Genomic DNA, 22,975 nt, shown 5'->3' on the forward strand with positions numbered 1-22,975 from the left:
CGAAGCGCATCGCTGAGAATAGCCCGGCCAAGTGCACTATCGCGCAACGAGGTCTGGACTAAAGCGAAGCATCACCGCACTCGTGGAACGGATTTGAACCGGCCCGCGTCGTCTCGCGACAACGCGGATATCCCGGTCCACATCCGCCCTCGAGGTTCACATGTTCTCCCGTCTTGCAAAGCTCATGTCCGGCTCGAGCGAGCCGTTACCCGAAACCGACTTCTACCGGTACCGGCTCGCGATCTATGAAAGCGAGCTGGGCGAGCCCGAGCACAGCTTCACCGACAGCGCGGAGCGCCGCATCGACATCCACGCCTTTGGCCGCGATTTCGTGCCGGTGTGCGAAGAGGGATCTGACGAAGGTTATGTGCTTCTGACCAACGGCATGAGCGAACAGCGAATGCCGGGGGTGCATGGCGACGCAAAGCCACGTGCCGAGCTGATGTGGTATGTCCGGGAGCCGACAGAGGAGGTTTGCGCCAATCTGCGCTGRCTCGCCAATCTGCCGTTCATCGACACGACCTGGTTCGGTTTTGGTCATCGCGTCGCGCTGCCGTGTCCGCCGGTTGCAGGAACGGACTTCCAGACGTTCCTGTTTCTCACACCGATCATCGGCCCCGATAAGCAGATCGCCGAGGCGCTGGAGATCGCGAGCGATCCCGTGGAGATCCTGACCGTGAACCTGATCTCGCATCAGGAACTCGGCCTCATCAAGTCCAGGGGACTCGACCCGTTTCTCGATCTGCTCGACGAGAACGATTATCCGCCGATCTTCGATCCGACGCGGAAATCGTATGTGTAGGGTGGGTTAGCCCTGCAACTTCGCGAAGCGCAGTTGCTCGGCGTAACCCACCTCTTCTGTCTCTGCGAACACGAACAGTGGTGGGTTACGCCTTCGGCTAACCCACCCTACACAGCTCGCCTCGCCTTAATCCACCATATCCGCAACCGCCTTGCCGCAGGCGGTGGTGTCGGCGTTGCCGCCGAGGTCCTTCGTCCGCAGCGTGCGTTCGGCGAGCGTGCGCTCGATCGCATCGACGATCGACTTACCGGCCTCCTTCTCGCCGAGGTGCTCGAGCATCATCGCGCCGGACCAGATCGCGCCGATCGGGTTGGCGATGCCCTGCCCCGCAATGTCAGGCGCCGAGCCGTGCACCGGCTCGAACACCGAGGGGAAATCGCCCTCGGGATTGATGTTGCCTGACGGCGCGATGCCGATGGTGCCGGTGCAGGCCGGGCCGAGATCGGAGAGGATGTCGCCGAACAGATTCGAGCCGACCACAACGTCGAACCAGTCCGGATGCAGCACGAAGTTCGCGGTCAGGATGTCGATGTGGTACTTGTCCCACTTCACGCCCGGAAACTTCTTGGCCATCGCCTCCACGCGCTCGTCCCAATAGGGCATAGTGATGGAGATGCCGTTCGACTTGGTCGCCGAGGTCAGGTGCTTCTTCGGCCGCGACTGTGCGAGCTCGAAAGCGAATTTCAGGATGCGGTCGACGCCGGTGCGAGTCATCACCGTCTGCTGCGTGACGAACTCACGGTCGGTATCGGGGAACATGCGGCCGCCGACGGAGGAATATTCACCTTCGGTGTTCTCGCGCACCACCCAGAAATCGATGTCGCCGGGCTTGCGGTTCGCCAGCGGCGACGGCACGCCGGGCATCAGCCGCACCGGGCGCAAATTCACATACTGGTCGAACTCGCGGCGAAACTTGATCAGCGAACCCCACAGCGAGACGTGATCCGGAATCTTGGCCGGCCAGCCGACGGCGCCGAAATAGATCGCGTCATGCTTGCCGATCTTTTCCTTCCAGTCGTCGGGCATCATCTGGCCGTGCTTCTCGTAATAGTCCCAGGACGAGAAGTCGAAATGGTCGAAATGCAGGGACACCCCGTGCTTCTTCGCCGCTGCCTCCAGAACGCGCAGGCCCTCGGGCATCACTTCCTTGCCGATGCCATCGCCGGGAATGACTGCAATCCGGTATTGTTTCTTGCTCATCGAGAACGTCCTTGGTTGGTCCGGCAGCCGCCGCCTTTTTGACCGCACTGCAATGGACCAAACTCGGCAGCAGTGCAACGCTGCACTGCAATGTTGACCGTGGCGCGGCCGAGCGCCTACTGGTTTGATCCTGATGTTCCCACCGAGCGAGTACCCTTCATGGATCTGCATCTGCGTGGCAAGCGCGTCCTGATCACGGGCGCGTCCAAAGGCATTGGCGCAGCCGCCGCCGAGGCGTTTGCCGAGGAAGGCGCAAACCTCCTGCTCGCCGCCCGCAGCGGCGACCAGCTCAAGGCGCTGGCGGACCGCCTGCGCTCCGCGCACCAGATCGATGCCGCAACGAGCATCGTGGACCTGCGCAAGGCCGAGGACGTGGCGCGGCTCGCGACGGAAGCCGCCGATATCGACGTGCTCGTCAACAATGCCGGCGACATCCCCGGCGGCTCGATCGACAAGATCGACGAGGCGACCTGGCGGCACGCCTGGGAATTGAAAGTGTTCGGCTACATCAACCTGACGCGGCAGATCTACGCGCAGATGAAGGCGAAGGGCGGCGGCGTCATCGTCAATGACATCGGCGCGGCCGGCGAAAAATTCGACGCCAATTACATCTGCGGCAGCGCCGGCAACGCCGCATTGATGGCCTTCACCCGCGCGCTCGGCGGCAAGAGCCTTGCCGACAACATCCGCGTGGTCGGCATCAATCCCGGCCCGGTCGGCACCGATCGCCACGTCACCCTGCTCAAGACGCGGGCAAAGCACCAGTTCGGCGATGAGAGCCGTTACAAGGAATTCCAGAAGAGCCTGCCGCTCGGCCGGCCCGCRCATGCGCGCGAGATCGGCGATCTCATGGCGTTCATGGCGTCCGATCGCGCCGGATATACGTCGGGAGTCATCTATACGGTGGATGGCGGCATCAGCGCGGGCTGGGGTTAGTTTTTCCTGTCATTGCGAGCGCAGCGAAGCAATCCAGAAATGCATCCGCTGTGGCWGTTCTGATTGCTTCGCTGCGCTCGCAATGACGACACAATAAGCACAGGAGTAAAATAGTTGTCTCAAGACCTGATCCGCGAAACCGCATGCGCCGTCGTCGACAAGCTACGATCCGGCGACGTCTCGCCGCTCGAGCTTCTGGATGTGCTGGAGACGCGCATCGGGGAGGTCGACGGCAAGGTCAACGCGCTGCCGACGCCATGCTTCGATCGCGCGCGGGATAACGCCAAGGCGCTGATGCAGAAGCCGGCCGGCGCGCGCGGGCTGCTCGCGGGCCTGCCGGTGCCGATCAAGGACCTGACCGACGTCGCGGGCGTGCTGAACACACAGGGTTCGCCGATCTTCAAGGACAATGTGCCCAAGCAGTCCGATCTCATGGTCGAGAACCTCGAAGGCAATGGCGCGGTCGTCTACGCCAAGTCGAACACACCGGAATTCGGCGCCGGCGCCAACACGTTCAACGAAGTGTTCGGCGCGACGCTCAATCCCTGGGATACGACGAAGTCTGCGGCCGGCTCCTCCGGCGGCGCGGCGGTGGCGCTGGCCACCGGCATGGCCTGGCTCGCCCAGGGCTCCGACATGGGCGGCAGCTTGCGCAGCCCCGCGGCGTTCTGCGGCGTCGTCGGCATGCGGCCGAGCATCGGGCGCGTCGCACATACGCCCAAATCGGCGATCGACCGCAATCTCGGCGTGGTGGGGCCGATGGCGCGCAACGTCGAGGATCTTGCGCTGCTGTTGGATGCCATGAGCGGCGACTATGCGGACGACCCGCTGTCGCTGCCGGCGCCTGCGACCTCGTTCCTGTCGGCGGCGCGGTCAGGCAAGAAGCCGAAGCGCATCGCCTATTCGCCCGATCTCGGCATCACGCCGGTCGATCCAGAGGTCAAGGCGATCACGCGCAAGGCCGCGGAACGCTTTGCGGAGGCCGGCGCGATCGTGGAAGAAGCGCATCCGGACTGGCGCGAGGCGCATGAATGCTTCCACGTCCTGCGCGCCTTCGATTTCGCGATCACCAAGGCCAATCTGCTGCGGACCAAGCGCGACCTCCTGAAGCCCGAGGTGATCTGGAACATAGAGGAAGGCCTCAAGCTCACCGTCGAGCAGCTCGCGCGCGCCGAGGCGCAGCGCGTCGGAATGACCGCGCGCGCGATCGAGTTCTTCAAGAACTACGACCTGCTGTTGACGCCAACCACGATCGTGCCGCCCTTCCCGATCGAGCACCGCTATGTCGCCGAATGCGCCGGCAAGAAGTTCGAGAACTATGTCGAATGGCTCGGCGTCGTCTACGCCATCACGCTCGCCTGTTGCCCGTCGCTGTCGCTGCCCTGCGGCTTCACGGCGTCTGGCCTCCCGGTCGGCGTACAGGTCGTCGGCGCCCCGCGCGCTGATGCGCAGGTGATTGCCGGCGCGAAGGTGTTGGAGGACATTCTGGGTCTGCGCGGCTCCACGCCGATCGATCCCAAGGTGAAGGCCTGACGCGGGCCGCACGGCGGAGGCTTGGCCGTCCCCGCCGTGCGCCGGTCAGACCCTAGTCGTTCGCTTTCGGCCCGCCGTGATACCGATGCGCATCGTATCCGGCCTCATCCGTTGGAGCGGCGAAGGCGAAGGAGTTCGGATGCGTTTCCGACATCTGGACGGTGGCCGCCGAAGCCATGTGCGAGTGATTCATTGCCTCGTGGGCAGAGGCGGCGGAGCAAAGCGCGACCAGCATGGCCGACGCTGCGAGAACTGATTTCATCATGATGTGACGTGCCTCTTGTGAGTGCCACCAACAAATTGCAGATGGATCTCGCCGCGTAGGATTGCCAGTTTGAATCCAGGCACGCGATATAGGCGCGGCATAAGCATTTCGCGCTCCAGTGTAGGCTTCCAGCGCTCCTGGCTACCCGCGGCGGGGAAAGCCGCTCACCTCGCGGCGGTATTCGCCTCCAGGCCGCGACTGTACCGCGACATCGCAAAGCAAAAGACAAAGTAGATCGCGGCGACGAAGATGTAGACCTCGACCGAGAATTGCTGCCAGGCCGGATCGATGATCGCGGTCTTGGCCGTCGTCAGCAGGTCGAAGATGCCGATGATCAGGACCAGGCTGGTGTCCTTGAAGAACGCGATGAAGGTGTTGACCAGCGGCGGGATGACGTGGCGGATCGCCTGCGGCAGGACGATCAGGCGATGCTTGCGCCAGTAGGACAGCCCCAGCGCCTCGGCGGCCTCATATTGCCCGCGCGGCACGGCCTGGAGGCCGCCACGGATGACTTCGGCAAGATACGCGCCCGCGAACAGGATGATGGCGATCTGCGCGCGCAGCAGCTTGTCGATATTGAAGCCGCTCGGCATGAACAGCGGAAACATCACGCTCGCCATGAACAACAGGCTCACCAGCGGCACGCCGCGGATCAACTCGACATAGAGCACCGAGAGCGAACGGATCGCCGGCAGCTTTGAGCGCCGGCCGAGTGCGACCAGGATGCCGAGCGGAAAACCAAAGGCCAATCCAAACGTCGCCAGGATCAACGTCACCGGCAAGCCACCCCAACGGTCCTGCGAGACGAAGGAGAGGCCGAGCACGCCGCCCCACGTCAGCACGCTGATCAGCGCGAGCGCGCCGATCCAGATATAGGCCAGTTCGCGCCGCCACAGGGCGCGACGGGTGGAGAGATAGAACAGCCCGATGAACAGCACGACCGACAGCGCCGGCCGCCACTGTTCGTCGAACGGATAGGTGCCGAACAGGATGAAGCGATATTTTTCGGGGATGATCGCCCAGCAGGCACCGAGGCCGCGTGCGGCGCGGCAGGCGCTGGAATCGTTTGCCGGCGTGAGCCAGACCGCGTTCGCGATGCCCCACTGCACGAAGCTGAAGATGCCCTTGGCGAGGACTGCCAGCAACACGACCGAAAGAACGGCGTTGGGAATCGACGAGAACAAATTGGTGCGGAGCCAGCGCAGCACCGGGTTGCCCATCTGCGGGCGGCGGGCAGCACGCGGGGCGTCCGGAATGTCGGTGATCGCCGTCATGATCAGCGCTCCACCAGCGCGATGCGCGAATTGTACCAGTTCATGAAGAAGCTGATGCCGAGGCTGATGGTCAGGAACACCGCCATGATCAGCGCGATCGCCTCGATCGCCTGCCCGGTCTGGTTCAGCGTGGTATTGGCGACAGACACTACGTCCTGGTAACCGATCGCGACCGCGAGCGAGGAGTTCTTGGTCAGGTTGAGATACTGGCTCGTCATCGGCGGCACGATGACGCGCAGCGCCTGCGGCAGGATGATCTGGCGCAGCATGAAGCTGCGGCGCAAGCCGAGCGCATTGGCGGCATCCCATTGTCCGCGCGGCACGGACTGGATGCCGCTGCGAACGATCTCGGCAATGAAGGCCGAAGTGTAGGTCACGAGCGCGATCAGCAGCGCGAAATACTCCGGCGCGAGCGTCAGCCCGCCGACGAAGTTGAAGCCGCGCAGCTCCGGCCATTCGATCTTCCAGGACACACCAAGCGCCACGGACATTGCCGCCGGCAGCGCGACGATGAAGCCAACCGCAAAGGGCCACGCCGGCCGCGGCTTGCCGTCACGCATCTGCTGCGCGATCAGCCATCGCCTGATGAGATAGAACACGGCAAGCCCGAGCACGGCTGTACCGAGCACCCAGAGCTGCGGCGAGCTCAGCGGGATCGCCGGCAGGATCAGGCCGCGATTGGATAGGAACACGCCCTCGACCGGCCGCCAGGCCGCGCGCGCGGCCGGCAGTGCCTGCATCAACACGTACCAGAACAGGAGCTGAAGCAGCAGCGGGATGTCGCGGAGCGTTTCGACATAGACGGCGGCGAGCCGCGACAACAGCCAATTGGCGGAGAGACGCGAAATGCCGATCAGCGTGCCCAGGATCGTCGCGAGCACGATGCCGATCACGGCGACGCGCAAGGTGTTGGCGATGCCGACGACGAAAGCCCACAGGTACGTGTCTCTCGGATTATAGGCGAGCAGGCTGTCGGCGATCGGCATGCCGGCTTCCCGGCCGAGGAAAGCGAAGCCGGTGGTGATGCGGCGGGCCGAGAGATTGGTGACGGTGTTGGACCAGAGGAAGGCGACAACCCCAAGCACGATTCCGACGACGAGCACCTGCCAGAACAGGCCTTGCAGCTCTCGGCGGCCAAATCCGCCGAAGAAGCGACGGCGGGGCGGCGATCTTGGACTGTCTGAAGTCACAGCACAAAAATCCTTCTCAAGAGCAACGATTTCCGGCGGCCCACGTCAACTGTTGCACCAATCTGAAAAGCGTGCAACAAATGTTTCATGGCCGAGCCCACGAAATCCTCGCCCTTGAGCGAACTGCGCATTGCGTTGCCATCGCTCCCCCTGCGCCTGCAGGAGGTCGGCCGCTTCGTTGCCGCCAATGACTACGACGCCACCACCCGTTCGATGCGCGATCTCGCCGCCGAGGCCGGCGCCGACCCGGCCGCATTCACGCGGCTTGCCAAGGCCATCGGCTATTCCGGCTGGGACCAGTTGCGCGCGGCACTCACCGAAGCGCGGCGGCCTTCGCAGATCTCACCTTTCTCGGGCCGCGCCAAGAGCCGCCGTCACGGCCCGAACGCCGATGTCGCGCTCGTCACCGACAAGCTCGAGGCCGAGGGCGCCGGCCTTCTGCGCATTCCGGCCCAGCCGATTGCGGATGCAGCCCGCGCGCTGCACGACGCCAAGCGTATCTGGATTGCCGGTTACCGAAGCTGCCGGAGCGTCGCGGAGCTCTTGAACTACGAGCTCCGGCTGTTCCGTCCCGAACAGGTGCAACTCGTCGGCGCATCCGGCCCCGACGATCTCGATCTCGGCGCCTTTCGTACCGGCGAAGCCGTCATCRTCATCGGCTTCCTGCCCTACACGCATGCGAGCGTCCGTGTTGCGCAGGCCGCCCATCGTGCCGGCGCAGCGCTGATCGCGATCGCGGACAGCCTCTCGGCGCCGATGGCCGAAGGCGCCGACCACGTGCTGCTGTTCGAGGCGGCCTCGTCCCCCGGCTTCTTCCCGAGTCTCACGGGTGCCATCGCGATTGCGCAATCGCTCGCGGCGGTCACATTCTCGCTCGGCGGCACGGCCGCCAAGAAGCGCCTGGAAACCACCGAGGCGCGGCTCGCCGCGGCCTCCACTTACGTCCCAGAGAAAGGTTGACCCATGGCCGCTCGCACCAGCCGCGTGCTGCACCGTTCGTTGCGCGAAACGCCGCCCAAGGCGATCGGTGGCGAAGGCGTCTATCTCTTCGCCGAGGACGGGCGGCGCGTGATCGACGCCTCCGGCGGCGCAGCCGTCTCCTGCCTCGGCCATCAGCATCCGCGCGTGATCGCGGCGATGGCAAAACAAGCCTCGACGCTGGCCTATGCGCACACCGCCTTCTTCTCCTCCGAGCCGGCCGAGGCGCTGGCCGAGACGCTGGTCGGGCACGAACCCGGCGGTCTCGCCTACGCCTATTTCGTCAGTGGCGGATCGGAGGCGATCGAGGCCAGCATCAAGCTGGCGCGGCAATATTTCATCGAGCGCGGCGAGCCGCAGCGGCAGCACTTCATTGCGCGGCGGCAGAGCTATCACGGCAACACGCTCGGCGCGCTCGCCGCCGGTGGCAATGCCTGGCGGCGCGCGCCCTATGCTCCCCTGCTGTCCGGTGCCTTCAACCATGTGACACCGGCCTTTGCCTATCACGAGAAGCACGAGGGCGAATCCGATGCGCAGTTCGTGGCGCGACTGGCCGCGGAGCTCGAAGCCGAATTTCAGCGGCTTGGCCCCGACACCGTCGCCGCGTTCCTCGCCGAGCCCGTCGTCGGTGCCACCGCCGGGGCGGTGACGGCACCGGACGGCTACTTCAAGGCGGTGCGCGAGATCTGCGACCGGCATGGCGCCCTCCTCATCCTCGACGAAGTCATGAGCGGCATGGGCCGCACCGGCACGACGCACGCCTGGGAGCAGGAGGGCGTCGCTCCTGATATCCAGGCGATCGCAAAGGGCCTCGGCGGCGGCTACCAGCCGATCGGCGCGATGCTCGCGAGCGGCAAGATCATCGACACCATCCGCTCAGGCTCCGGCGCGTTCCAGCATGGCCACACCTATCTGGCGCATCCCCTCGCCTGCGCGGCCGCGCTCGCGGTGCAGGATGTGATCCGCGAGGACCGCCTGCTCGACCGCGTCAAGGATCGCGGCAAGCAGCTCGAGCAACGCCTGACCGAGCGCTTCGGCAATCACCGCCATGTCGGCGATATCAGGGGCCGCGGCCTGTTCTGGGCGATCGAGCTCGTCGCCGATCGCGCCGGCCGCACCTCGTTCGATCCCGCGCTCAAGCTGAACCAGAAGATCAAGGCGGAAGCCTTCGCCAACGGGCTCGGCTGCTATCCCGGTGGCGGTACCGTGGACGGCGTCCGTGGCGACCATGTGCTGCTGGCGCCGCCCTATATCACTTCGGCTGCCGAGATCGATCTGATCGTCGACAAGCTCGGCACCGCCGTCGACAACGTGTTGCGTAGTGTCAATCACTGAGGGGAGAGTCATATGATGAGGAAAGTGGTTATCGTAGCCGGCATGCTCGCGGCATCGACGGTTGCCGCGTCGGCGGCGACGCTCGACACGGTGAAGAGCCGCGGCACGCTGATCTGCGGCGTCAGCGCCGGCTTTGCCGGTTTCTCCGCGCCGGACTCGCAGGGAAATTATAAGGGCCTCGACGTCGATTATTGCCGCGCGCTCGCAGCCGGCGTGCTCGGCGACGCCAGCAAGGTGCGCTACGTCTCGCTGACCGCGCAGAATCGTTTCACCGCGCTGCAATCGGGCGAGATCGACGTACTCTACCGCAACTCGACCCAGACCTATCTGCGCGGCGTGACGCTGGGCCTCCGCCAGGGGCCGGTCAACTTCTACGACGGCCAGGGCTTTGTCGTGAAGAAGGACCTCGGCGTGAAGGAGATCAAGGATTTGAAGGGTGCGACTGTCTGCGTCGCGCAGGGCACCACGCATGAAGTCACGCTCGGCGATTACGGCCGCGCCAACGGCATCGACTGGAAGCCGCTGGTGTTCGACCGCGTCGACACCATGTACCAGACCTTCTTCGGCGGCCGCTGCGATGCCATGACCCAGGATGCCTCCGCGCTCGCCGGCGCGGTAACGACCGCGGCGCCAAATCCGGCCGACTACGTCGTGCTGCCGCAGACCATCAGCAAGGAGCCGCTCGGGCCCTTCACCCGCAATGGCGACGAGGTCTGGAGCGACATCATCACCTGGCTGCATTACGGCCTGATCGAGGCCGAGGAACTCGGTGTCACGCAAGGCAATGTCGACGAGATGGCGAAGTCACAGACGCCGGCGGTCCAGCGCCTGCTGGGTGCCTCCGGCGACCTCGGCTCGCGRCTCGGTCTCGACAACAAATGGCTGGTGACGGTGATCAAGGCCACCGGCAATTACGGCGAGATCTACGAGCGCAATGTCGGCAAGGCGAGCCCGCTCAAGCTCGACCGCGGCCTCAACGGCCTCTGGAGCAAGGGCGGCTTGATGTACGCGGTGCCGTTCAAGTAAACGGTGCTTCACCTCTCCCCGCCTGCGGGGAGAGGTCGACCGCGCAGCGGTCGGGTGAGGGGGAGCCTCCGCGAATTCATCCCTCACTTTCAACGTGGATAGAGCCCCTCACCCTGACCCTCTCCCCGTAAGAACGGGGAGAGGGAGAAGAGACACCGATGCGCATCGCCCTGATTCACGCCCTCAAGCATTCCATCGCGCCGATCGAGGCTGCGTTCGCGAAGGCGTGGCCAGAGGCGCGGCTGATGAACCTGCTCGACGACAGCCTGTCGGCGGATCTGGCCCGCGACGGCGTGCTCAACGATGCCATGACCGAGCGCTTCCTCGCGCTCGGCGACTATGCGGCAGCTACGGGAGCGAACGGAATCCTGTTCACCTGCTCGGCGTTCGGCCCCTGCATCGAGGCCGTCGCGCGCGCACATGCGCCGATGCCCGTGCTGAAGCCGAACGAGGCGATGATCGAGCAGGCCGTGACCATGGGCAAGCGAATTGGCCTGCTCTCGACCTTCCCGCCGACACTGGCCTCGATGCCACCGGAGTTTCCGGCCTCGGCCCAGGTCGTGCCGAAACTCGCCGAGGGCGCGCTGGCGGCGCTCGATCGCGGCGATCGCGCCACGCACGACAGGCTGATTGTCGAGGCTTCAAAGGACTTGCGCGATTGCGACGTCATTGCGCTCGCGCAATTCAGCATCGCGGCGACCGCGCCGCTGGTCGCCGAGGCCACCGGCCGCCCGGTCGTGACGACCCCGGACAGCGCGGTCGACAAGCTGATGAGGCTGCTGAATGCGAAGGCCTAGGCGCCGGCCTTTTTCCGACGTTGCGCATCCTTGATCGCAGCAGCGAGCGCGACCTTCGTTTCGTTCACAAAGTCCTCGACCAGTTCCTCGCGCGTGGCATGCGCGGCCTCGCCGGTGAACAGGCCCTGCTCGGCCAGCATCACCACGCCATGCAACGCCGCCCAGATCTTGAGCGCTTGTCGCTCGCGCAAGAAGCCGACCGCCGGCGCCTCGAGGGCTTCGATCACCAGCGCAAAAGTCTCGCGCGTGGCGTCGTGCAGCTCGCTGCCCTTCGCCGCGCATGACACGGTGCGGGAGGCGAACATCAGGCGATAGATGCCGTTGCGGCGCAGACCGAAATCGAGCATCGCCTGAGCCAGCCGCGACAATTTCGATTGCTTCGACGGCTTCGCCATCGCCTCGCGCAGAAGTGCACTGAGCTGCCGGAACGCTTCCGCCGTCACCGCCGTTAGCAGCGCATCACGGTCGGCAAAATGCCGATACGGCGCCGGCTGCGAGACGCCGAGCTGTTTAGCAAGCGCCTTGATGCTGATCGCCTCGGCGCCGCCCTGCTCCGCCTCGCGCAGCGCGGCCTTGATCAAGGCGTCACGGAGATCGCCATGGTGGTAGGTATTCTCCGGCTTGCGGACAAGTTGTGAACGCATGTTACGTCAAGCCTATAAGTTTGCGCTTGACAGGGGAAGCCCGCCGCGAATGTAATATCATATAACTTCAAGTGGCGGCAAATGCCGCCGATAAAATTGACATGAGGATCGCGCGGCCTTCGGGCCCCGCGCACACGACCGAGGAAGCCGCCATGACAGAGCGACTGAGGGTTCACGTCGATCCCGACAAATGCCAGGGCCACGCACGCTGCAAGGCGCTCGCACCGGAGCTGTTCGAGCTCGACGAATACGGCAACGCCCATGAGGCCGGGGACGGCACCGTGCCGCCCGGCCTCGAAGACAAGGCCTGGCTTGCCAAATCCAACTGCCCGGAAATTGCGATCGATGTGATCGAGGAGTAGCGCGGCCCCTGCCCGCTTGCGTGCTTTTAGCGAACACGAGCCCCGAGGGATTTCCTGCCATGTCCGACGTCAGCCAGCCTGTCGCCCACCCGCCCGTCACCGACTGGGTCAACGATTTCGACCACACCGATCCGCAATGGACGGAGGATCCGTTCTCGATCTGGGAGGAGCTTCGCTCCGCGAGCCCGGTGGTGCATACAAAGCGCTTCCTCGGCTGCTACATGCCGACGACTTATGAGGCGGTGCGCGAGATCGCCAACGACACCGAGCATTTCTCCTCGCGCCGCATCATCGTCCGTGACGTTCGGCCCGAAGTCGCCAGGAACGCCGCTCCGCCGATCACCTCCGACCCGCCCGTGCACAAGCCAGCCAAGCAATTGCTGTTGCCGCCTTTCACGCCGGACGCGATGAAGAAGCTGGAACCGCGGATGCGCGCGATCTGCAACGAGCTGATCGACGGGTTCATCGCCGATGGCAAGGTCGATGCCGCAGCGCGCTACAGCAAATATATCCCGGTTCAGGCCATCGCCCATATGCTCGGCATTCCCGAGAGCGACAGCGATCTGTTCATCGACTGGATCCACATGATCCTCGAGCTCGGCATCAAGGACGAGAACAAGCTGCTCCAGGCCGTGCAGGAGATGAGCGCCTATTTCAGGACGCATATCGAGGAGCGCAGATCGAAGCCGACCGACGACCTGATTTCCTATTTGATGAACGCCAAGGACAAGGAAGGCCAGCCGCTGGAAGAGTCCCATGTGCTGGGTTCGCTGCGGCTGCTCCTGATCGCCGGCATCGACACCACCTGGAGTGCGATCGGCTCCTCGCTCTGGCATCTCGCCCGGACGCCGGCCGACCGCGAACGGCTGATCGCCGAGCCCGGGCTGATCCCGATCGCCGTGGAGGAGCTGCTGCGGGCCTATTCGCCGGTGACCATGGCCCGCGAGGTGGTCAAGGAGACCACGATCTCGGGCTGCCCGGTCAAGGCGGGCAACATGGTGCTGCTGTCGTTCCCGGCCGCCAACCGCGACCCCAAGATGTTTCCGGACGCTGACAAAGTCGTGATCGACCGCCGGGAGAATCGCCATGCCGCCTTCGGCCTCGGCATCCACCGCTGCGTCGGTTCCAACCTTGCACGCATGGAGATGCAGGTTGCGCTGGAGGAATGGCTGAAGCGGATCCCGGACTTCTCCCTCGATCCGGCAGGCACGGTGACTTGGTCACAGGGCACGGTGAGAGGCCCCCGCCAGTTGCCATTTCTGTTCGGAAAGGCGATGTAGGCCTTTCCAAGACCAACGGAGAGAGGCCGGACGTGACAGAGCAAGCAACCCTACCGGCCTCTGATCACATCGATATCGACATCGACATCGCCGACGCCAAACGGCGGATCAAGGCGATCTTCATCGGCTCGATCGGCAATCTCGTCGAGTGGTACGATTTTTACGCCTATACGGCGTTCGCGCTCTATTTCGCTCCGGCCTTCTTCCCTGGCAACGACCCCGTCGTCCAGCAATTGAACGTCGCCGTGGTGTTCGCGGCGACCTTCCTGATGCGCCCCTTGGGCGGCTGGCTGTTCGGCTACATCGCGGATCATTTCGGCCGGCGTATCTCGCTGACGTTATCCGTCGTCTTCATGTGCTTCGGCTCGCTGATCATCGCGCTGACGCCGACCTATGCGACCATCGGTTTCGCCGCGCCGGTGATCCTGGCGCTCGCCCGCGTCATCGAAGGCCTGAGCCTCGGCGGCGAATATGGTGCCAGCGCGACCTATCTCAGCGAGGTTGCCGATCCCAAGCATCGCGGCTTCTATTCGAGCTTTCAATACGTCACGTTGATCGGCGGCCAGCTCACCGCGATCATTGTGCTGCTGCTCCTGCAAAAGGTCTTCCTCACGCCGGAGGAGCTCAGAGCCTGGGGCTGGCGCATCCCGTTTGCGATCGGCGCGGCGCTGGCGATCTTTGCCGCAGTGATGAGACGCAATCTGCACGAGACTGAGGCCTTCGAGGAAGCCAGGAAGGTGGTGAAGCCGACCGGCTCGCTGGCCAATCTGCTACGCTACCCGCGCGAGTTGCTGCTGGTAGTGGGCCTCACGGCCGGCGGCACCGCGGCGTTCTACACCTTCACCACCTACATGCAGACGTTCGTCAAGCTCTCGGTCGGCCTGACCGAGGACCAGACCACTTTCGTGATCTTCGGCACGCTGATCTTCGCGACCATCCTGCAGCCGATCTACGGCGCGATCTCCGACAAGATCGGCCGCAAACCGCTGCTGATCTTTTTCGGCGTCGCGGGTACGCTCGCGACCGTGCCGCTGCTGATGACGCTGAAGGAGACCAAGTCGCCGTTCATGGCCTTCATCCTGATCTGCTGCGCCTGGCTGTTCGTCGCCGGTTACACCTCGATCAACGCCGTGGTGAAGGCCGAGCTGTTCCCGACCAATGTCCGCGCCCTCGGCGTCGGCCTGCCCTACGCCATCACGGTCTCGATCTTCGGCGGCACGGCACCGGCGATCGCGCTCTATTTCAAGAGCATCGGGCATGAGGAGTGGTTCTATTACTATCTCGCCGGCGTCATCTGCCTGTCGCTGATCATCTATTCCACCATGCGTGACACCAAGCACGCCTCTGCGATGCATCGCCACGAGTAGCTCATGGCCGACGACAACGAGCCGCCCGACAGCAAGCTGACGCGCACCAAGGAGAAATGGGCGCGCGAAGGCCGCTTCCTCACGGGCCGCGTTACGCGACCGGAGGATCAGCGACTGCCGCCGGGCCAGCATCTCACCAAGGACTGGCCGGTGCTCGATCTCGGAGTCGTACCGCCGGTTTCGCGCGAACGCTGGCGGCTCGACGTTTACGGCGCGATCGAGACCCCCGTGTTCTGGACCTTTGCCGAATTCGCGGCGCAGAAGCAGGCGCAGATCACCTCCGACATTCACTGCGTGACGACCTGGTCGCGCTACGACAATCAATGGGAAGGGCTTGCGACGCGCGAGCTGCTCGCAGCGTGCCAGCCGCGCGAGGATGCGCGCTTCGTGGTCCTGCATTCCCATGACGGCTACACCACCAACCTCACGCTGGAAGACTTTGCCGCCGAGGACGCCCTGCTCGCTCACAGCTGGTCGGGTCAGCCGCTGACCGAAGAGCACGGCGGCCCGGTACGGCTCGTCGTGCCGCATCTGTATTTCTGGAAGAGCGCCAAATGGCTTCAGGCCATCGAATTCCTGACCGAGGACGCGCCGGGCTTTTGGGAAGTCCGCGGCTATCATAACCGCGGCGATCCCTGGGCCGAGCAGCGTTATTCAAGCGATTAGGTTCACGCAAGGACGGGGGAAGCCCATGCCGACGGAACGCTTTCAATTCACCGGCGAAGGCGGTCATCAACTAGCCGCCGCGCTGGAGCTGCCGGATGGCGAGCCCGCAGCCTACGCGCTGTTCGCGCACTGCTTCACCTGCGGCAAGGACACGCTGGCCGCAAAACGCATCTCGGTCGCGCTCGCCGCCAAGGGCATTGCGGTGCTGCGCTTCGACTTCACCGGGCTTGGCTCCAGTGAAGGCGATTTCGCCAATTCGACGTTCTCCTCCAACGTCGCCGACCTCATGCGCGCCGCCGATCATCTGCGCCAGGTCCGCACGGCGCCGTCGATCCTGATCGGCCACAGCCTCGGCGGTGCCGCGATCCTCGCCGCGGCCGGAAGGATTCCGGAAGCCAAGGCTGTCGTGACCATCGCGGCGCCGTCCGATCCCGCTCACGTCACCGGTCTGTTCAGCGAGCAGCTCGACAGCATCCGCGCGCAGGGCGAAGTTGAGGTCTCGCTCGCGGGGCGCCCGTTCCGCATCAAGCGCGAATTCCTCGACGACATCGCCGAGCAAGAACTGATGAAGGACATCACCGGCCTGCACAAGGCCCTGCTGGTGATGCAGTCACCTGTCGACGACACCGTCGGCATCGACAATGCGACCAAGATTTTCGTTGCGGCAAGACACCCCAAGAGCTTCGTCTCGCTCGACCACGCCGATCATCTCCTGACCAAGCCGGCCGACGCCCTCTACGCGGCCGACGTGATCGCGGCCTGGGCCAGCCGCTACATCGACACCGCGAAGCCCGCGAAGGCGATGGATCTCGCGGAGGAGCCGCGCAAAGTGGTCGTGCAGGAGACCCGCAAGAGCAAGTTCAACCAGCTCATCACCGTCGGCCCGCACCATCTGGTGGCTGACGAGCCGGTCGCCGCTGGCGGCGAGGATGCCGGCCCCGGCCCTTACGACTTCCTGCTCGCCGGGCTGGGTGCCTGCACCTCCATGACCATGCGCCTCTATGCCGATCGCAAATCGCTGCCGCTCGATCGCGTCACGGTCACGCTGAAGCATTCGAAAATCTACGCCAAGGACTGCGCGGAGTGCGAGACGCGCGATGGCATGCTCGACCAGATCGAGCGCGACATCGCGATCGACGGCGCGCTCGATGCGGAGCAGCGCAAGAAGCTGATGGAGATCGCTGACAAGTGTCCGGTGCACCGGACGCTGACCTCGGAGATCCGCATCGTGACGAAGGCCGTGGACTAGCGCGTTATTGTTTAAGCATGATCTTTTCGGAAAACCGCTTCACACTTTTCCGGATCATGCTCTAGAAGCATGACGCCATCGTCCGCAACGCCGCGCTGATCTCATTCTCGCGCCAGGCCGCGAAGCCGAGCAGCAGGCCATGGTCGCGTGGACGGCCGAGCGCCAGGCTGGACAGGGCCCGTGTTTCGACGCCTGCCTCGACCAGCCGTTGCACCGCCGCCTGATCGGCGCGACCGCGCTTGAGGCGGGCGACCAACTGGATGCCGCCCGAGGGCACTTCGGCGGAGAGAACTTCGCCCAGATGGCGCTCCAGTCCCTCGACGAGGTGATCGCGGCGCGCGTGATAGAGCCGTCGCATCCGGCGCAGATGCGCGAGAAAATGCCCGTCTGCGATGAACTCCGCCAGCGCTTCCTGGATGTGGCTGGAGGCGATCAGCCCGATGTGTCGCTGTGCGATCTCGAGGGTGCCGACCAGCCCTGGTGGCGCGACGACATAGCCGAGCCGGATATCCGACGTCATCGCCTTCGAGAACGTTCCGACATAGAACACGCGGCCGTGGGCGTCTAACCCCTGCAAGGCCGGCACCGGCCGGCTGTCATAATGGAATTCGCCGTCGTAATCGTCTTCGACGATCCAGGTCTCGCCTGGCCTGCTCATGCCCAGGAATTCAGTGCGGCGCGCGAGCGACATCAGCCGCCCGGTCGGATGCTGATGCGAGGGCGTCATGAAGATGAGCTTTGGCGCGGCCATGCCCGGCATCCGCTGCATGCCCTGCTCATCCAGCTTCAGCCCCATCACGCGAGCGCCGGAGGCACGGAAGGCCGCCGCCGCACCGGGATAGCCGGGATCCTCGACCCAGACATCGTCGCCGGGCGTGATGAGCGCAGCCGCAATCAGGGTCAGCGCGGCCTGCGCGCTCGGCAGGATCAGGATCTGGTCTGCGGTGGCGCGGACGCCCCTGCTGGCGGCCAGATAATGCGCCAGCGCCTGGCGCAGGCGCGTCCCGTTGACCGGTCCAAGCTCGCGCTTGGCTGCGCGCACCGCGCTGCGGCGCAAGCAGCGGGCCCACACTTCGTGCGGAAACTCCCGCGCATCTCCATGCCCCGGACGCAGGGGTTTTAGCGGCGCCTGATAGGACATCGGCCAGTCGGTCTGCTTGAGCTTCGACGCCCAGGGCGAGAGCCGCGGCTTGCCAGAGCGGACGCTCGGTGCGACGGCACCCGCCTCTTCGTTACGGCCGCCGTCGACCGTGACCATGGGACGACGACCGTGCGACGCTTCGAGATATCCCTCGGCGGCGAGCTGCTCGAAGGCATAAGTGACGGTGTTGCGTGAGACGCCGAGGTCGCTCGCGAGCCGGCGGCTCGACGGCAGCGCGCGGCCTTTGCCGAGCCGACCGGTCGCGATCAGGTCTCGCAGCTGGCTCGTCAGTTGCGCCACCAGCCCCTCGTCGTCGGTCCGCTTCAGCTCGATCAGGGCGGAGATCACACCTTCCGAAACTGGCACCTTATTCCTTTCCAATCTGGCACTTTTTCAGGTGCCACTCCGGATGCTATCCGCCGGACTGGACTGCTTCAAGGATTTTGCGATGAACTCCCTCTCCTCCCGCGCGGCCGTCGGCCTGTTCCTCATCGTCGTGCTGGCCTGGGGCGTGAACTGGTCGGTGACGAAGCAACTCGTCCAGTTCCTTCCGCCACTATGGACTTCGGCGATCAGGAGCTGGATCGCGCTGGCCGGATTGCTCGTGATCCTCGGGCTGAGCAACAATCTGATGATCCCGGAGCGGCGCGACATTCCGGTGATCCTGAGCGTCGCGCTGCTGCACATGACGGTGTTCTCGGTTCTGGTTGCGGCCGGTGTGCGCTTCCTGCCCGCGAGCAAAGCGATCGTGCTCGGCTACACCACGCCGCTCTGGGTCGCGATCGCCGCGCCCTTGCTGGGGAAGGATACGCTGACGGCGCCCAAGCTCGCCGGCGCCTTGCTCGGACTGATCGGCCTTGCCGTGATCCTGAACCCCACGTCGATCGATTGGACCAATACCAACGTCCTGCTCGGGGCCGGCATGGTCGTCCTGGCCGCGATGTCCTGGGCCGCGAACATCATCTATATGAGCGCGCATCGCTGGATTGCATCGCCGCTCCAGCTCCTGCTCTGGCAGGTGCTCGTGGCGACGATCGTACTGACGGGATCGGCTGTTATCATGGAGGGCCCGCCGCACGCGGAATGGTCGTGGAAGCTCGTGCTGCTTTTCCTGTATTCCGGCCTGATCGGAACGGCGCTGGCCTATTGGGCGATGTCGATGGTCAACAAGAGCATCTCGGCCCTGACGACGTCGCTCGGCACCACCGGGACGCCGCTCGTCGGTATCGCCAGTGCTGCGATCCTGCTGGGCGAGCCAATCGACATGAGTCTTGCTGTCGCGGCCGGACTGATCGTCACCGGCATCGGTCTTGCGACGCTGGGCGACCGGCTGCTGCGCGGTCAAGCCACCGCGAGCGGCTGAACCCGCAGTGCGCCGCGCAGGCCGGCCGTCGTGCCGAGCAGGATGCCGGCGACCGCGACGAACGAGCCCAGAGCGAGCGTCGATACGCCGGTGAGCCCCTGCCCGATCGAGCAGCCGAACGCCATCACGCCGCCGATCCCCATCAGCGCGGCGCCGCCGGCAGACCGCAGCATGTGGCGCGGCGAGGAATAACCTTCGAGGTGGAAACGGCCTGTGGCGAGCGCGGTGACAAGGCTGCCGGCGAGAACGCCGGCCACGGTAGCAATGCCGAAGTTGAGCGTCAGACCGGTCGAGAGCATGGCGTATTGCAGGCTATCGGCAATCGGCGCGACGAAGGTGAGCGAGGTCACCGGGACCGGATTGAAATCGTCGGCGCCGAGATAGCCGGTGACGAACCAGCCGCTGGCGACCAGGAGGCCAACGACGACACCGGCTGCAATCTGGCCGGGCGAACGCCGGAACGCCGGGTGCGCGAACGCAAACAGGATCAGCGCAACGACGATTACGGCAGCGCCCAGCGCGCGCGATGCCGCTTCGCCGGGGCCGAATGTCGCCAACAGTGACGGCAGCGAATTGGCGTTGACGGTCGTTTGCGAGGCCTGAAGCAGCGCGATGCGCGCCGGCGCGATCAGGCCCTTGAGCGTCATCTGCGCGGCGATGGCGAGCACGATCACGACGACGAAAGAGCGGAGATTGCCGCGGCCGAGCAGCACCAGCGCCCGCGAGCCGCAGCCGTTCGACAACACCATGCCGTAGCCGAACAACAGGCCGCCGAGGAACAGCACCGGCACTGAAAAGGATTGTTGCAGATAGATCGACTTGCCGAGATCGACCATGCCGCTACCGGCAAGGAATTGGCTCGCAGCAACCGCAACAGCAATCGCCATCGCAAAGGTTCGCACCAGCCGCCCGTCTCCTTCGACCAGCCAGCCGCGCATGCTGCTCATCAGGCAGAAGCCGCTGAGCAGGCCCACGGCGCCATAGATGAGCCCGATGACGAGGCCGGCAAGGATGACGAGTTGGATGGACGAGTCCATGATCAAGGCTTCAGGATCACGCGATCCCGCGACGAACCGGCGACCGCGACATAGGCCTCCTTGGCGCGCTCCAGCGGATAGACGGCATTCGCCTTGATCGGAAACGGTTTCAGGTGCCCGCTCGCAAAGCCGGGGCCGAGGTCGCGCAGCACCGCGCCGGTCGCGGCCGAGGACAGCCCGAGCGTGTCGATGCCGACATAGGTGTGTTGCCCGCGGTAGAATTCGAGGATGTTGAACTGCACGATGCGGTCGATCGCGGCGATCAGGATCTGGCGGCCGCGCAATCCGAGCGATTTGTGCGCGGCCTGGAAATAGGGATCGCCGACCGTGTTGAAGACGATGTCGGCCCCCTTGCCGCCGGTCAGTTCGCGCACGCGCGTGGCGGCATCGGTCGCCGAGGCGTCAATCACCTCGATGGCTGCGTTGGCATGGCCCTCATAGGCTTCCGCCTTGCGCACCACGCCGATGACGCGCGCGCCCTGCCACGTCGCGATCTGGACCKCGGCCTGACCGACCTTGCCGTTGACGCCGAACACCAGCACGGTTTCGCCGGGCTTTGGAACGCCGGCGCGGCGAAAGCCTTCCATCGCGGTGACGAAGGGCACGCCGACGCCGGCGGCCTCCTCCCAGGACACCGTCTTCGGCTTCTCCACCACGGCGTCGGCTTCGACGACGAGATGGCTGGCATGGGTGCCGTCGCGGCGGATGCCGAGATCGCCGGAGGAGCCGAACACCTCGCGGCCGATCGTATCGGCCGGCCCGTCAATCACCACGCCGGCATAATCGCGGCCGGGCGTGCGGGGGAAGACCGCATAGGGCATCAGCCCGGTCGCGGCCTTCACATCGGAGGGGTTGACGGCGGCGGCCTTGATCTCGATCAGGAGGTCCTTCGGACCGCGCGTGAGCATATGACGCTCGATCAGCGGCGCGATCGCCGCAGCATTATCGGCCTTGGCATCGAGGCGGACGCAGTGCGCTTCGACGGTTTTGCGATCGGCTGATGACATCGAAAGACCCACGATTTCTCGCGGGCCTTGTCGCCTTTGGGACCGGTCAAGTCAACCGCCTCCCCTCATCCTGAGGAGCCGCGCGAGCGGCGTCTCGAAGGATGTGGGCCCGCGCTGCAGCATCCAGGCCTTCATGGTTCGAGGCGCGCCTTTGGCGCTCCTCACCATGAGGAGCGACGGCTAATCCTTCGGCCGCTTGTCGTAGAGGCGTTTGGCTTTGCCGAGCGAGCGCTCCAACGTGGCCGGCGCGACCACCCGCACGTTGGAGCTGACCCCGATCGTGTTCTTGATGTGGGTCGAAATGCGATCGGCATGATCGACCAACCCCCGGCCGTCCCAGCTTTCCGGCCGCGCCTCGGCAATGATGGTCAGCTCGTCCATGCGGCCTTCGCGGGTGAGTTCAAGAATGAAATGCCCGCCGCACCAGTCGGTCGCAAGCAACACCTCCTCGATCTGGGTCGGGAACAGATTGACGCCGCGCAGGATGATCATGTCGTCGGAGCGGCCCGTCACCTTCTCCATCCGCCGCATGCCCGGCCGCGCCGTGCCCGGCAGCAGCCGCGTCAGGTCACGGGTGCGATAGCGGATCACCGGGAAGGCTTCCTTGGTCAGCGAGGTGAAGACCAGCTCACCCTTCTCGCCGTCCGGCAGCACTGCGCCAGTCTCCGGGTCGATCACCTCGGGATAAAAATGGTCCTCCCAGATGTGCAGGCCGTCCTTGGTCTCGATGCATTCCTGCGCAACGCCTGGACCGATCACCTCCGAGAGGCCATAGATGTCGGTCGCGTCCATGTCGAAGGCGTCCTCGATCTCGCCGCGCATCGCGTTGGTCCAGGGCTCGGCGCCGAAGATTCCGACCTTGAGCGAGCACTGGCGCGGGTCGAGCTTCTGGCGCTTGAACTCGTCGAGGATCGCCAGCATGTAGCTCGGCGTCACCGTGATGATGTCGGGTCGGAAGTCGTTGATGAGCTGCACCTGCCGCTCGGTCATGCCGCCGGAGATCGGCACCACGGTGCAACCAAGTTTTTCGGCGCCGTAGTGCACGCCCAATCCGCCGGTAAACAGGCCATAACCATAGGCGTTGTGGATGATCATGCCCGTGCGGCCGCCGGCGGCGCGAATCGAGCGTGCCATCACCTCCGACCAGGTGTCGATGTCGCGTTGCGTATAGCCCACCACGATCGGCTTGCCCGTGGTGCCGGACGACGCATGCACGCGCACCAGCTTTTCGCGCGGCACGGCGAACATGTTGAAGGGATAATTGTCGCGCAGATCCGTCTTCACGGTGAACGGGAATTTCGCGAGATCGGAGAGTTCGCGAAAGTCGGACGGATGCACGCCGGCCTTGTCGAAGGCCTGGCGGTAATGCGCGACGTTGTCGTAGGCGTGCTTCAGCGACCAGGCCAGCCGCTGCTTTTGCAGCACCATGATCTCGTCACGTGAGGCGCGCTCATGCGCGTCCATCTCGGCACGATAGGCGTTGCCACCTTCCTTGAGCCTCGTCAGAGCCATCCTCGTTTCCC

The 22,975-nt window shown here is 64.8% G+C and carries 22 protein-coding genes; 13 read left to right on the forward strand and 9 right to left on the reverse strand.

The window, feature by feature from the left end; all coding sequences use genetic code 11:
• The first annotated feature begins 160 nt into the window (after positions 1-160).
• On the forward strand, positions 161-802 hold the full coding sequence (locus AB4Z51_RS22345; RefSeq protein ID WP_441497981.1) for a suppressor of fused domain protein: 642 nt from the start codon (positions 161-163) through the stop codon (positions 800-802).
• A gap of 126 nt (positions 803-928) precedes the next feature.
• On the opposite strand, the gene AB4Z51_RS22350 is transcribed toward AB4Z51_RS22345, so the two are convergent.
• Positions 929-2,002, reverse strand: a complete 1,074-nt coding sequence (locus AB4Z51_RS22350) for a tartrate dehydrogenase (protein ID WP_282524730.1) — start codon at positions 2,000-2,002, stop codon at positions 929-931.
• 159 nt (positions 2,003-2,161) lie between these two features.
• Between AB4Z51_RS22350 and AB4Z51_RS22355 the strand changes: the two genes are divergently transcribed.
• The gene (locus AB4Z51_RS22355) at positions 2,162-2,938 is read left to right on the forward strand and encodes an SDR family oxidoreductase (protein WP_441497982.1); all 777 of its coding nucleotides are present in this window, start codon (positions 2,162-2,164) and stop codon (positions 2,936-2,938) included.
• Between the two features lie 114 nt (positions 2,939-3,052).
• Positions 3,053-4,471, forward strand: a complete 1,419-nt coding sequence (locus tag AB4Z51_RS22360; protein ID WP_441497983.1) for an amidase — start codon at positions 3,053-3,055, stop codon at positions 4,469-4,471.
• A 52-nt stretch (positions 4,472-4,523) separates the two neighbouring features.
• On the opposite strand, the gene AB4Z51_RS22365 is transcribed toward AB4Z51_RS22360, so the two are convergent.
• From AB4Z51_RS22365 to AB4Z51_RS22375, 3 genes are all read right to left on the reverse strand, one after another.
• Entirely contained in the window at positions 4,524-4,706 is a 183-nt protein-coding gene (locus tag AB4Z51_RS22365) for a hypothetical protein (RefSeq protein WP_441497984.1), read from the reverse strand.
• Positions 4,707-4,900: 194 nt separating this feature from the next.
• Positions 4,901-6,010 carry an amino acid ABC transporter permease gene (locus AB4Z51_RS22370; RefSeq protein ID WP_441497985.1) on the reverse strand — a complete coding sequence of 370 codons (1,110 nt, stop codon included), beginning with the start codon at positions 6,008-6,010 and terminating at the stop codon, positions 4,901-4,903.
• A gap of 2 nt (positions 6,011-6,012) precedes the next feature.
• Entirely contained in the window at positions 6,013-7,200 is a 1,188-nt protein-coding gene (locus tag AB4Z51_RS22375; RefSeq protein ID WP_441497986.1) for an amino acid ABC transporter permease, read from the reverse strand.
• An 87-nt stretch (positions 7,201-7,287) separates the two neighbouring features.
• On the opposite strand from AB4Z51_RS22375, the gene AB4Z51_RS22380 reads away from it, so the two are divergent.
• The 4 genes from AB4Z51_RS22380 (at position 7,288) to AB4Z51_RS22395 (ending at position 11,336) form a co-directional block, all read left to right on the forward strand.
• Positions 7,288-8,160: a MurR/RpiR family transcriptional regulator gene (locus tag AB4Z51_RS22380; protein WP_441497987.1), complete on the forward strand. Its 873-nt coding sequence runs from the start codon at positions 7,288-7,290 to the stop codon at positions 8,158-8,160.
• Between the two features lie 3 nt (positions 8,161-8,163).
• Positions 8,164-9,513: an aspartate aminotransferase family protein gene (locus tag AB4Z51_RS22385; RefSeq protein WP_441497988.1), complete on the forward strand. Its 1,350-nt coding sequence runs from the start codon at positions 8,164-8,166 to the stop codon at positions 9,511-9,513.
• A 12-nt stretch (positions 9,514-9,525) separates the two neighbouring features.
• A complete protein-coding gene (locus tag AB4Z51_RS22390; RefSeq protein WP_063984716.1) occupies positions 9,526-10,539 on the forward strand; it encodes an amino acid ABC transporter substrate-binding protein in 1,014 nt (337 codons plus the stop codon).
• Between the two features lie 158 nt (positions 10,540-10,697).
• Positions 10,698-11,336 carry an aspartate/glutamate racemase family protein gene (locus AB4Z51_RS22395; protein WP_441497989.1) on the forward strand — a complete coding sequence of 213 codons (639 nt, stop codon included), beginning with the start codon at positions 10,698-10,700 and terminating at the stop codon, positions 11,334-11,336.
• Here the strand turns inward: AB4Z51_RS22395 and AB4Z51_RS22400 are convergent.
• Positions 11,333-11,980, reverse strand: coding sequence for a TetR/AcrR family transcriptional regulator (locus tag AB4Z51_RS22400; protein WP_441497990.1), 648 nt, complete (start codon positions 11,978-11,980; stop codon positions 11,333-11,335). The two genes, AB4Z51_RS22395 and AB4Z51_RS22400, sit on opposite strands and share 4 nt — an antisense overlap.
• A gap of 152 nt (positions 11,981-12,132) precedes the next feature.
• Here AB4Z51_RS22400 and AB4Z51_RS22405 point away from each other — a divergent pair, with 152 nt between their 5' ends.
• From AB4Z51_RS22405 to AB4Z51_RS22425, 5 genes are read left to right on the forward strand one after another with little or no spacing between them, the layout of a single operon-like run.
• Positions 12,133-12,342: a ferredoxin gene (locus AB4Z51_RS22405; RefSeq protein WP_007607931.1), complete on the forward strand. Its 210-nt coding sequence runs from the start codon at positions 12,133-12,135 to the stop codon at positions 12,340-12,342.
• Between the two features lie 59 nt (positions 12,343-12,401).
• The gene (locus AB4Z51_RS22410; protein WP_085403953.1) at positions 12,402-13,622 is read left to right on the forward strand and encodes a cytochrome P450; all 1,221 of its coding nucleotides are present in this window, start codon (positions 12,402-12,404) and stop codon (positions 13,620-13,622) included.
• Between the two features lie 32 nt (positions 13,623-13,654).
• Positions 13,655-14,989, forward strand: coding sequence for an MFS transporter (locus AB4Z51_RS22415; RefSeq protein WP_441497991.1), 1,335 nt, complete (start codon positions 13,655-13,657; stop codon positions 14,987-14,989).
• 3 nt (positions 14,990-14,992) lie between these two features.
• Positions 14,993-15,655, forward strand: coding sequence for a sulfite oxidase-like oxidoreductase (locus tag AB4Z51_RS22420; protein ID WP_441497992.1), 663 nt, complete (start codon positions 14,993-14,995; stop codon positions 15,653-15,655).
• A 25-nt stretch (positions 15,656-15,680) separates the two neighbouring features.
• Positions 15,681-16,904: a bifunctional alpha/beta hydrolase/OsmC family protein gene (locus AB4Z51_RS22425; RefSeq protein WP_441497993.1), complete on the forward strand. Its 1,224-nt coding sequence runs from the start codon at positions 15,681-15,683 to the stop codon at positions 16,902-16,904.
• A 61-nt stretch (positions 16,905-16,965) separates the two neighbouring features.
• Here the strand turns inward: AB4Z51_RS22425 and pdxR are convergent, their stop codons facing one another.
• A complete protein-coding gene (gene pdxR, locus AB4Z51_RS22430; RefSeq protein ID WP_441497994.1) occupies positions 16,966-18,411 on the reverse strand; it encodes a MocR-like pyridoxine biosynthesis transcription factor PdxR in 1,446 nt (481 codons plus the stop codon).
• Positions 18,412-18,493: 82 nt separating this feature from the next.
• On the opposite strand from pdxR, the gene AB4Z51_RS22435 reads away from it, so the two are divergent.
• A complete protein-coding gene (locus AB4Z51_RS22435; protein WP_441497995.1) occupies positions 18,494-19,408 on the forward strand; it encodes a DMT family transporter in 915 nt (304 codons plus the stop codon).
• On the opposite strand, the gene AB4Z51_RS22440 is transcribed toward AB4Z51_RS22435, so the two are convergent.
• The 3 genes from AB4Z51_RS22440 to paaK all read right to left on the reverse strand — a co-directional run bounded on the left by AB4Z51_RS22440 (position 19,387) and on the right by paaK (position 22,964).
• Positions 19,387-20,445, reverse strand: a complete 1,059-nt coding sequence (locus AB4Z51_RS22440) for a YeeE/YedE family protein (protein ID WP_085403958.1) — start codon at positions 20,443-20,445, stop codon at positions 19,387-19,389. The genes AB4Z51_RS22435 and AB4Z51_RS22440 overlap by 22 nt on opposite strands.
• Positions 20,446-20,447: 2 nt before the next feature.
• On the reverse strand, positions 20,448-21,452 hold the full coding sequence (locus tag AB4Z51_RS22445; protein WP_441497996.1) for a quinone oxidoreductase family protein: 1,005 nt from the start codon (positions 21,450-21,452) through the stop codon (positions 20,448-20,450).
• Positions 21,453-21,632: 180 nt separating this feature from the next.
• A complete protein-coding gene (paaK, locus tag AB4Z51_RS22450) occupies positions 21,633-22,964 on the reverse strand; it encodes a phenylacetate--CoA ligase PaaK (protein WP_085403960.1) in 1,332 nt (443 codons plus the stop codon).
• Positions 22,965-22,975 lie beyond the last annotated feature (11 nt).

Source organism: Bradyrhizobium sp. 2TAF36 (genome assembly GCF_052114925.1).
Classification (GTDB): domain Bacteria; phylum Pseudomonadota; class Alphaproteobacteria; order Rhizobiales; family Xanthobacteraceae; genus Bradyrhizobium; species Bradyrhizobium barranii.

Coding starts and splice junctions, on each gene's coding strand:
- AB4Z51_RS22350 (WP_282524730.1), bottom strand. CDS start 2,002: ATGAGCAAGAAACAATACCGGATTGCAGTCATTCCCGGCGATGGCATC.
- AB4Z51_RS22365 (WP_441497984.1), bottom strand. CDS start 4,706: ATGCTGGTCGCGCTTTGCTCCGCCGCCTCTGCCCACGAGGCAATGAAT.
- AB4Z51_RS22370 (WP_441497985.1), bottom strand. CDS start 6,010: ATGACGGCGATCACCGACATTCCGGACGCCCCGCGTGCTGCCCGCCGC.
- AB4Z51_RS22385 (WP_441497988.1), top strand. CDS start 8,164: ATGGCCGCTCGCACCAGCCGCGTGCTGCACCGTTCGTTGCGCGAAACG.
- AB4Z51_RS22395 (WP_441497989.1), top strand. CDS start 10,698: ATGCGCATCGCCCTGATTCACGCCCTCAAGCATTCCATCGCGCCGATC.
- AB4Z51_RS22400 (WP_441497990.1), bottom strand. CDS start 11,980: ATGCGTTCACAACTTGTCCGCAAGCCGGAGAATACCTACCACCATGGC.
- AB4Z51_RS22405 (WP_007607931.1), top strand. CDS start 12,133: ATGACAGAGCGACTGAGGGTTCACGTCGATCCCGACAAATGCCAGGGC.
- AB4Z51_RS22410 (WP_085403953.1), top strand. CDS start 12,402: ATGTCCGACGTCAGCCAGCCTGTCGCCCACCCGCCCGTCACCGACTGG.
- AB4Z51_RS22420 (WP_441497992.1), top strand. CDS start 14,993: ATGGCCGACGACAACGAGCCGCCCGACAGCAAGCTGACGCGCACCAAG.
- AB4Z51_RS22425 (WP_441497993.1), top strand. CDS start 15,681: ATGCCGACGGAACGCTTTCAATTCACCGGCGAAGGCGGTCATCAACTA.
- AB4Z51_RS22435 (WP_441497995.1), top strand. CDS start 18,494: ATGAACTCCCTCTCCTCCCGCGCGGCCGTCGGCCTGTTCCTCATCGTC.
- AB4Z51_RS22440 (WP_085403958.1), bottom strand. CDS start 20,445: ATGGACTCGTCCATCCAACTCGTCATCCTTGCCGGCCTCGTCATCGGG.
- paaK (WP_085403960.1), bottom strand. CDS start 22,964: ATGGCTCTGACGAGGCTCAAGGAAGGTGGCAACGCCTATCGTGCCGAG.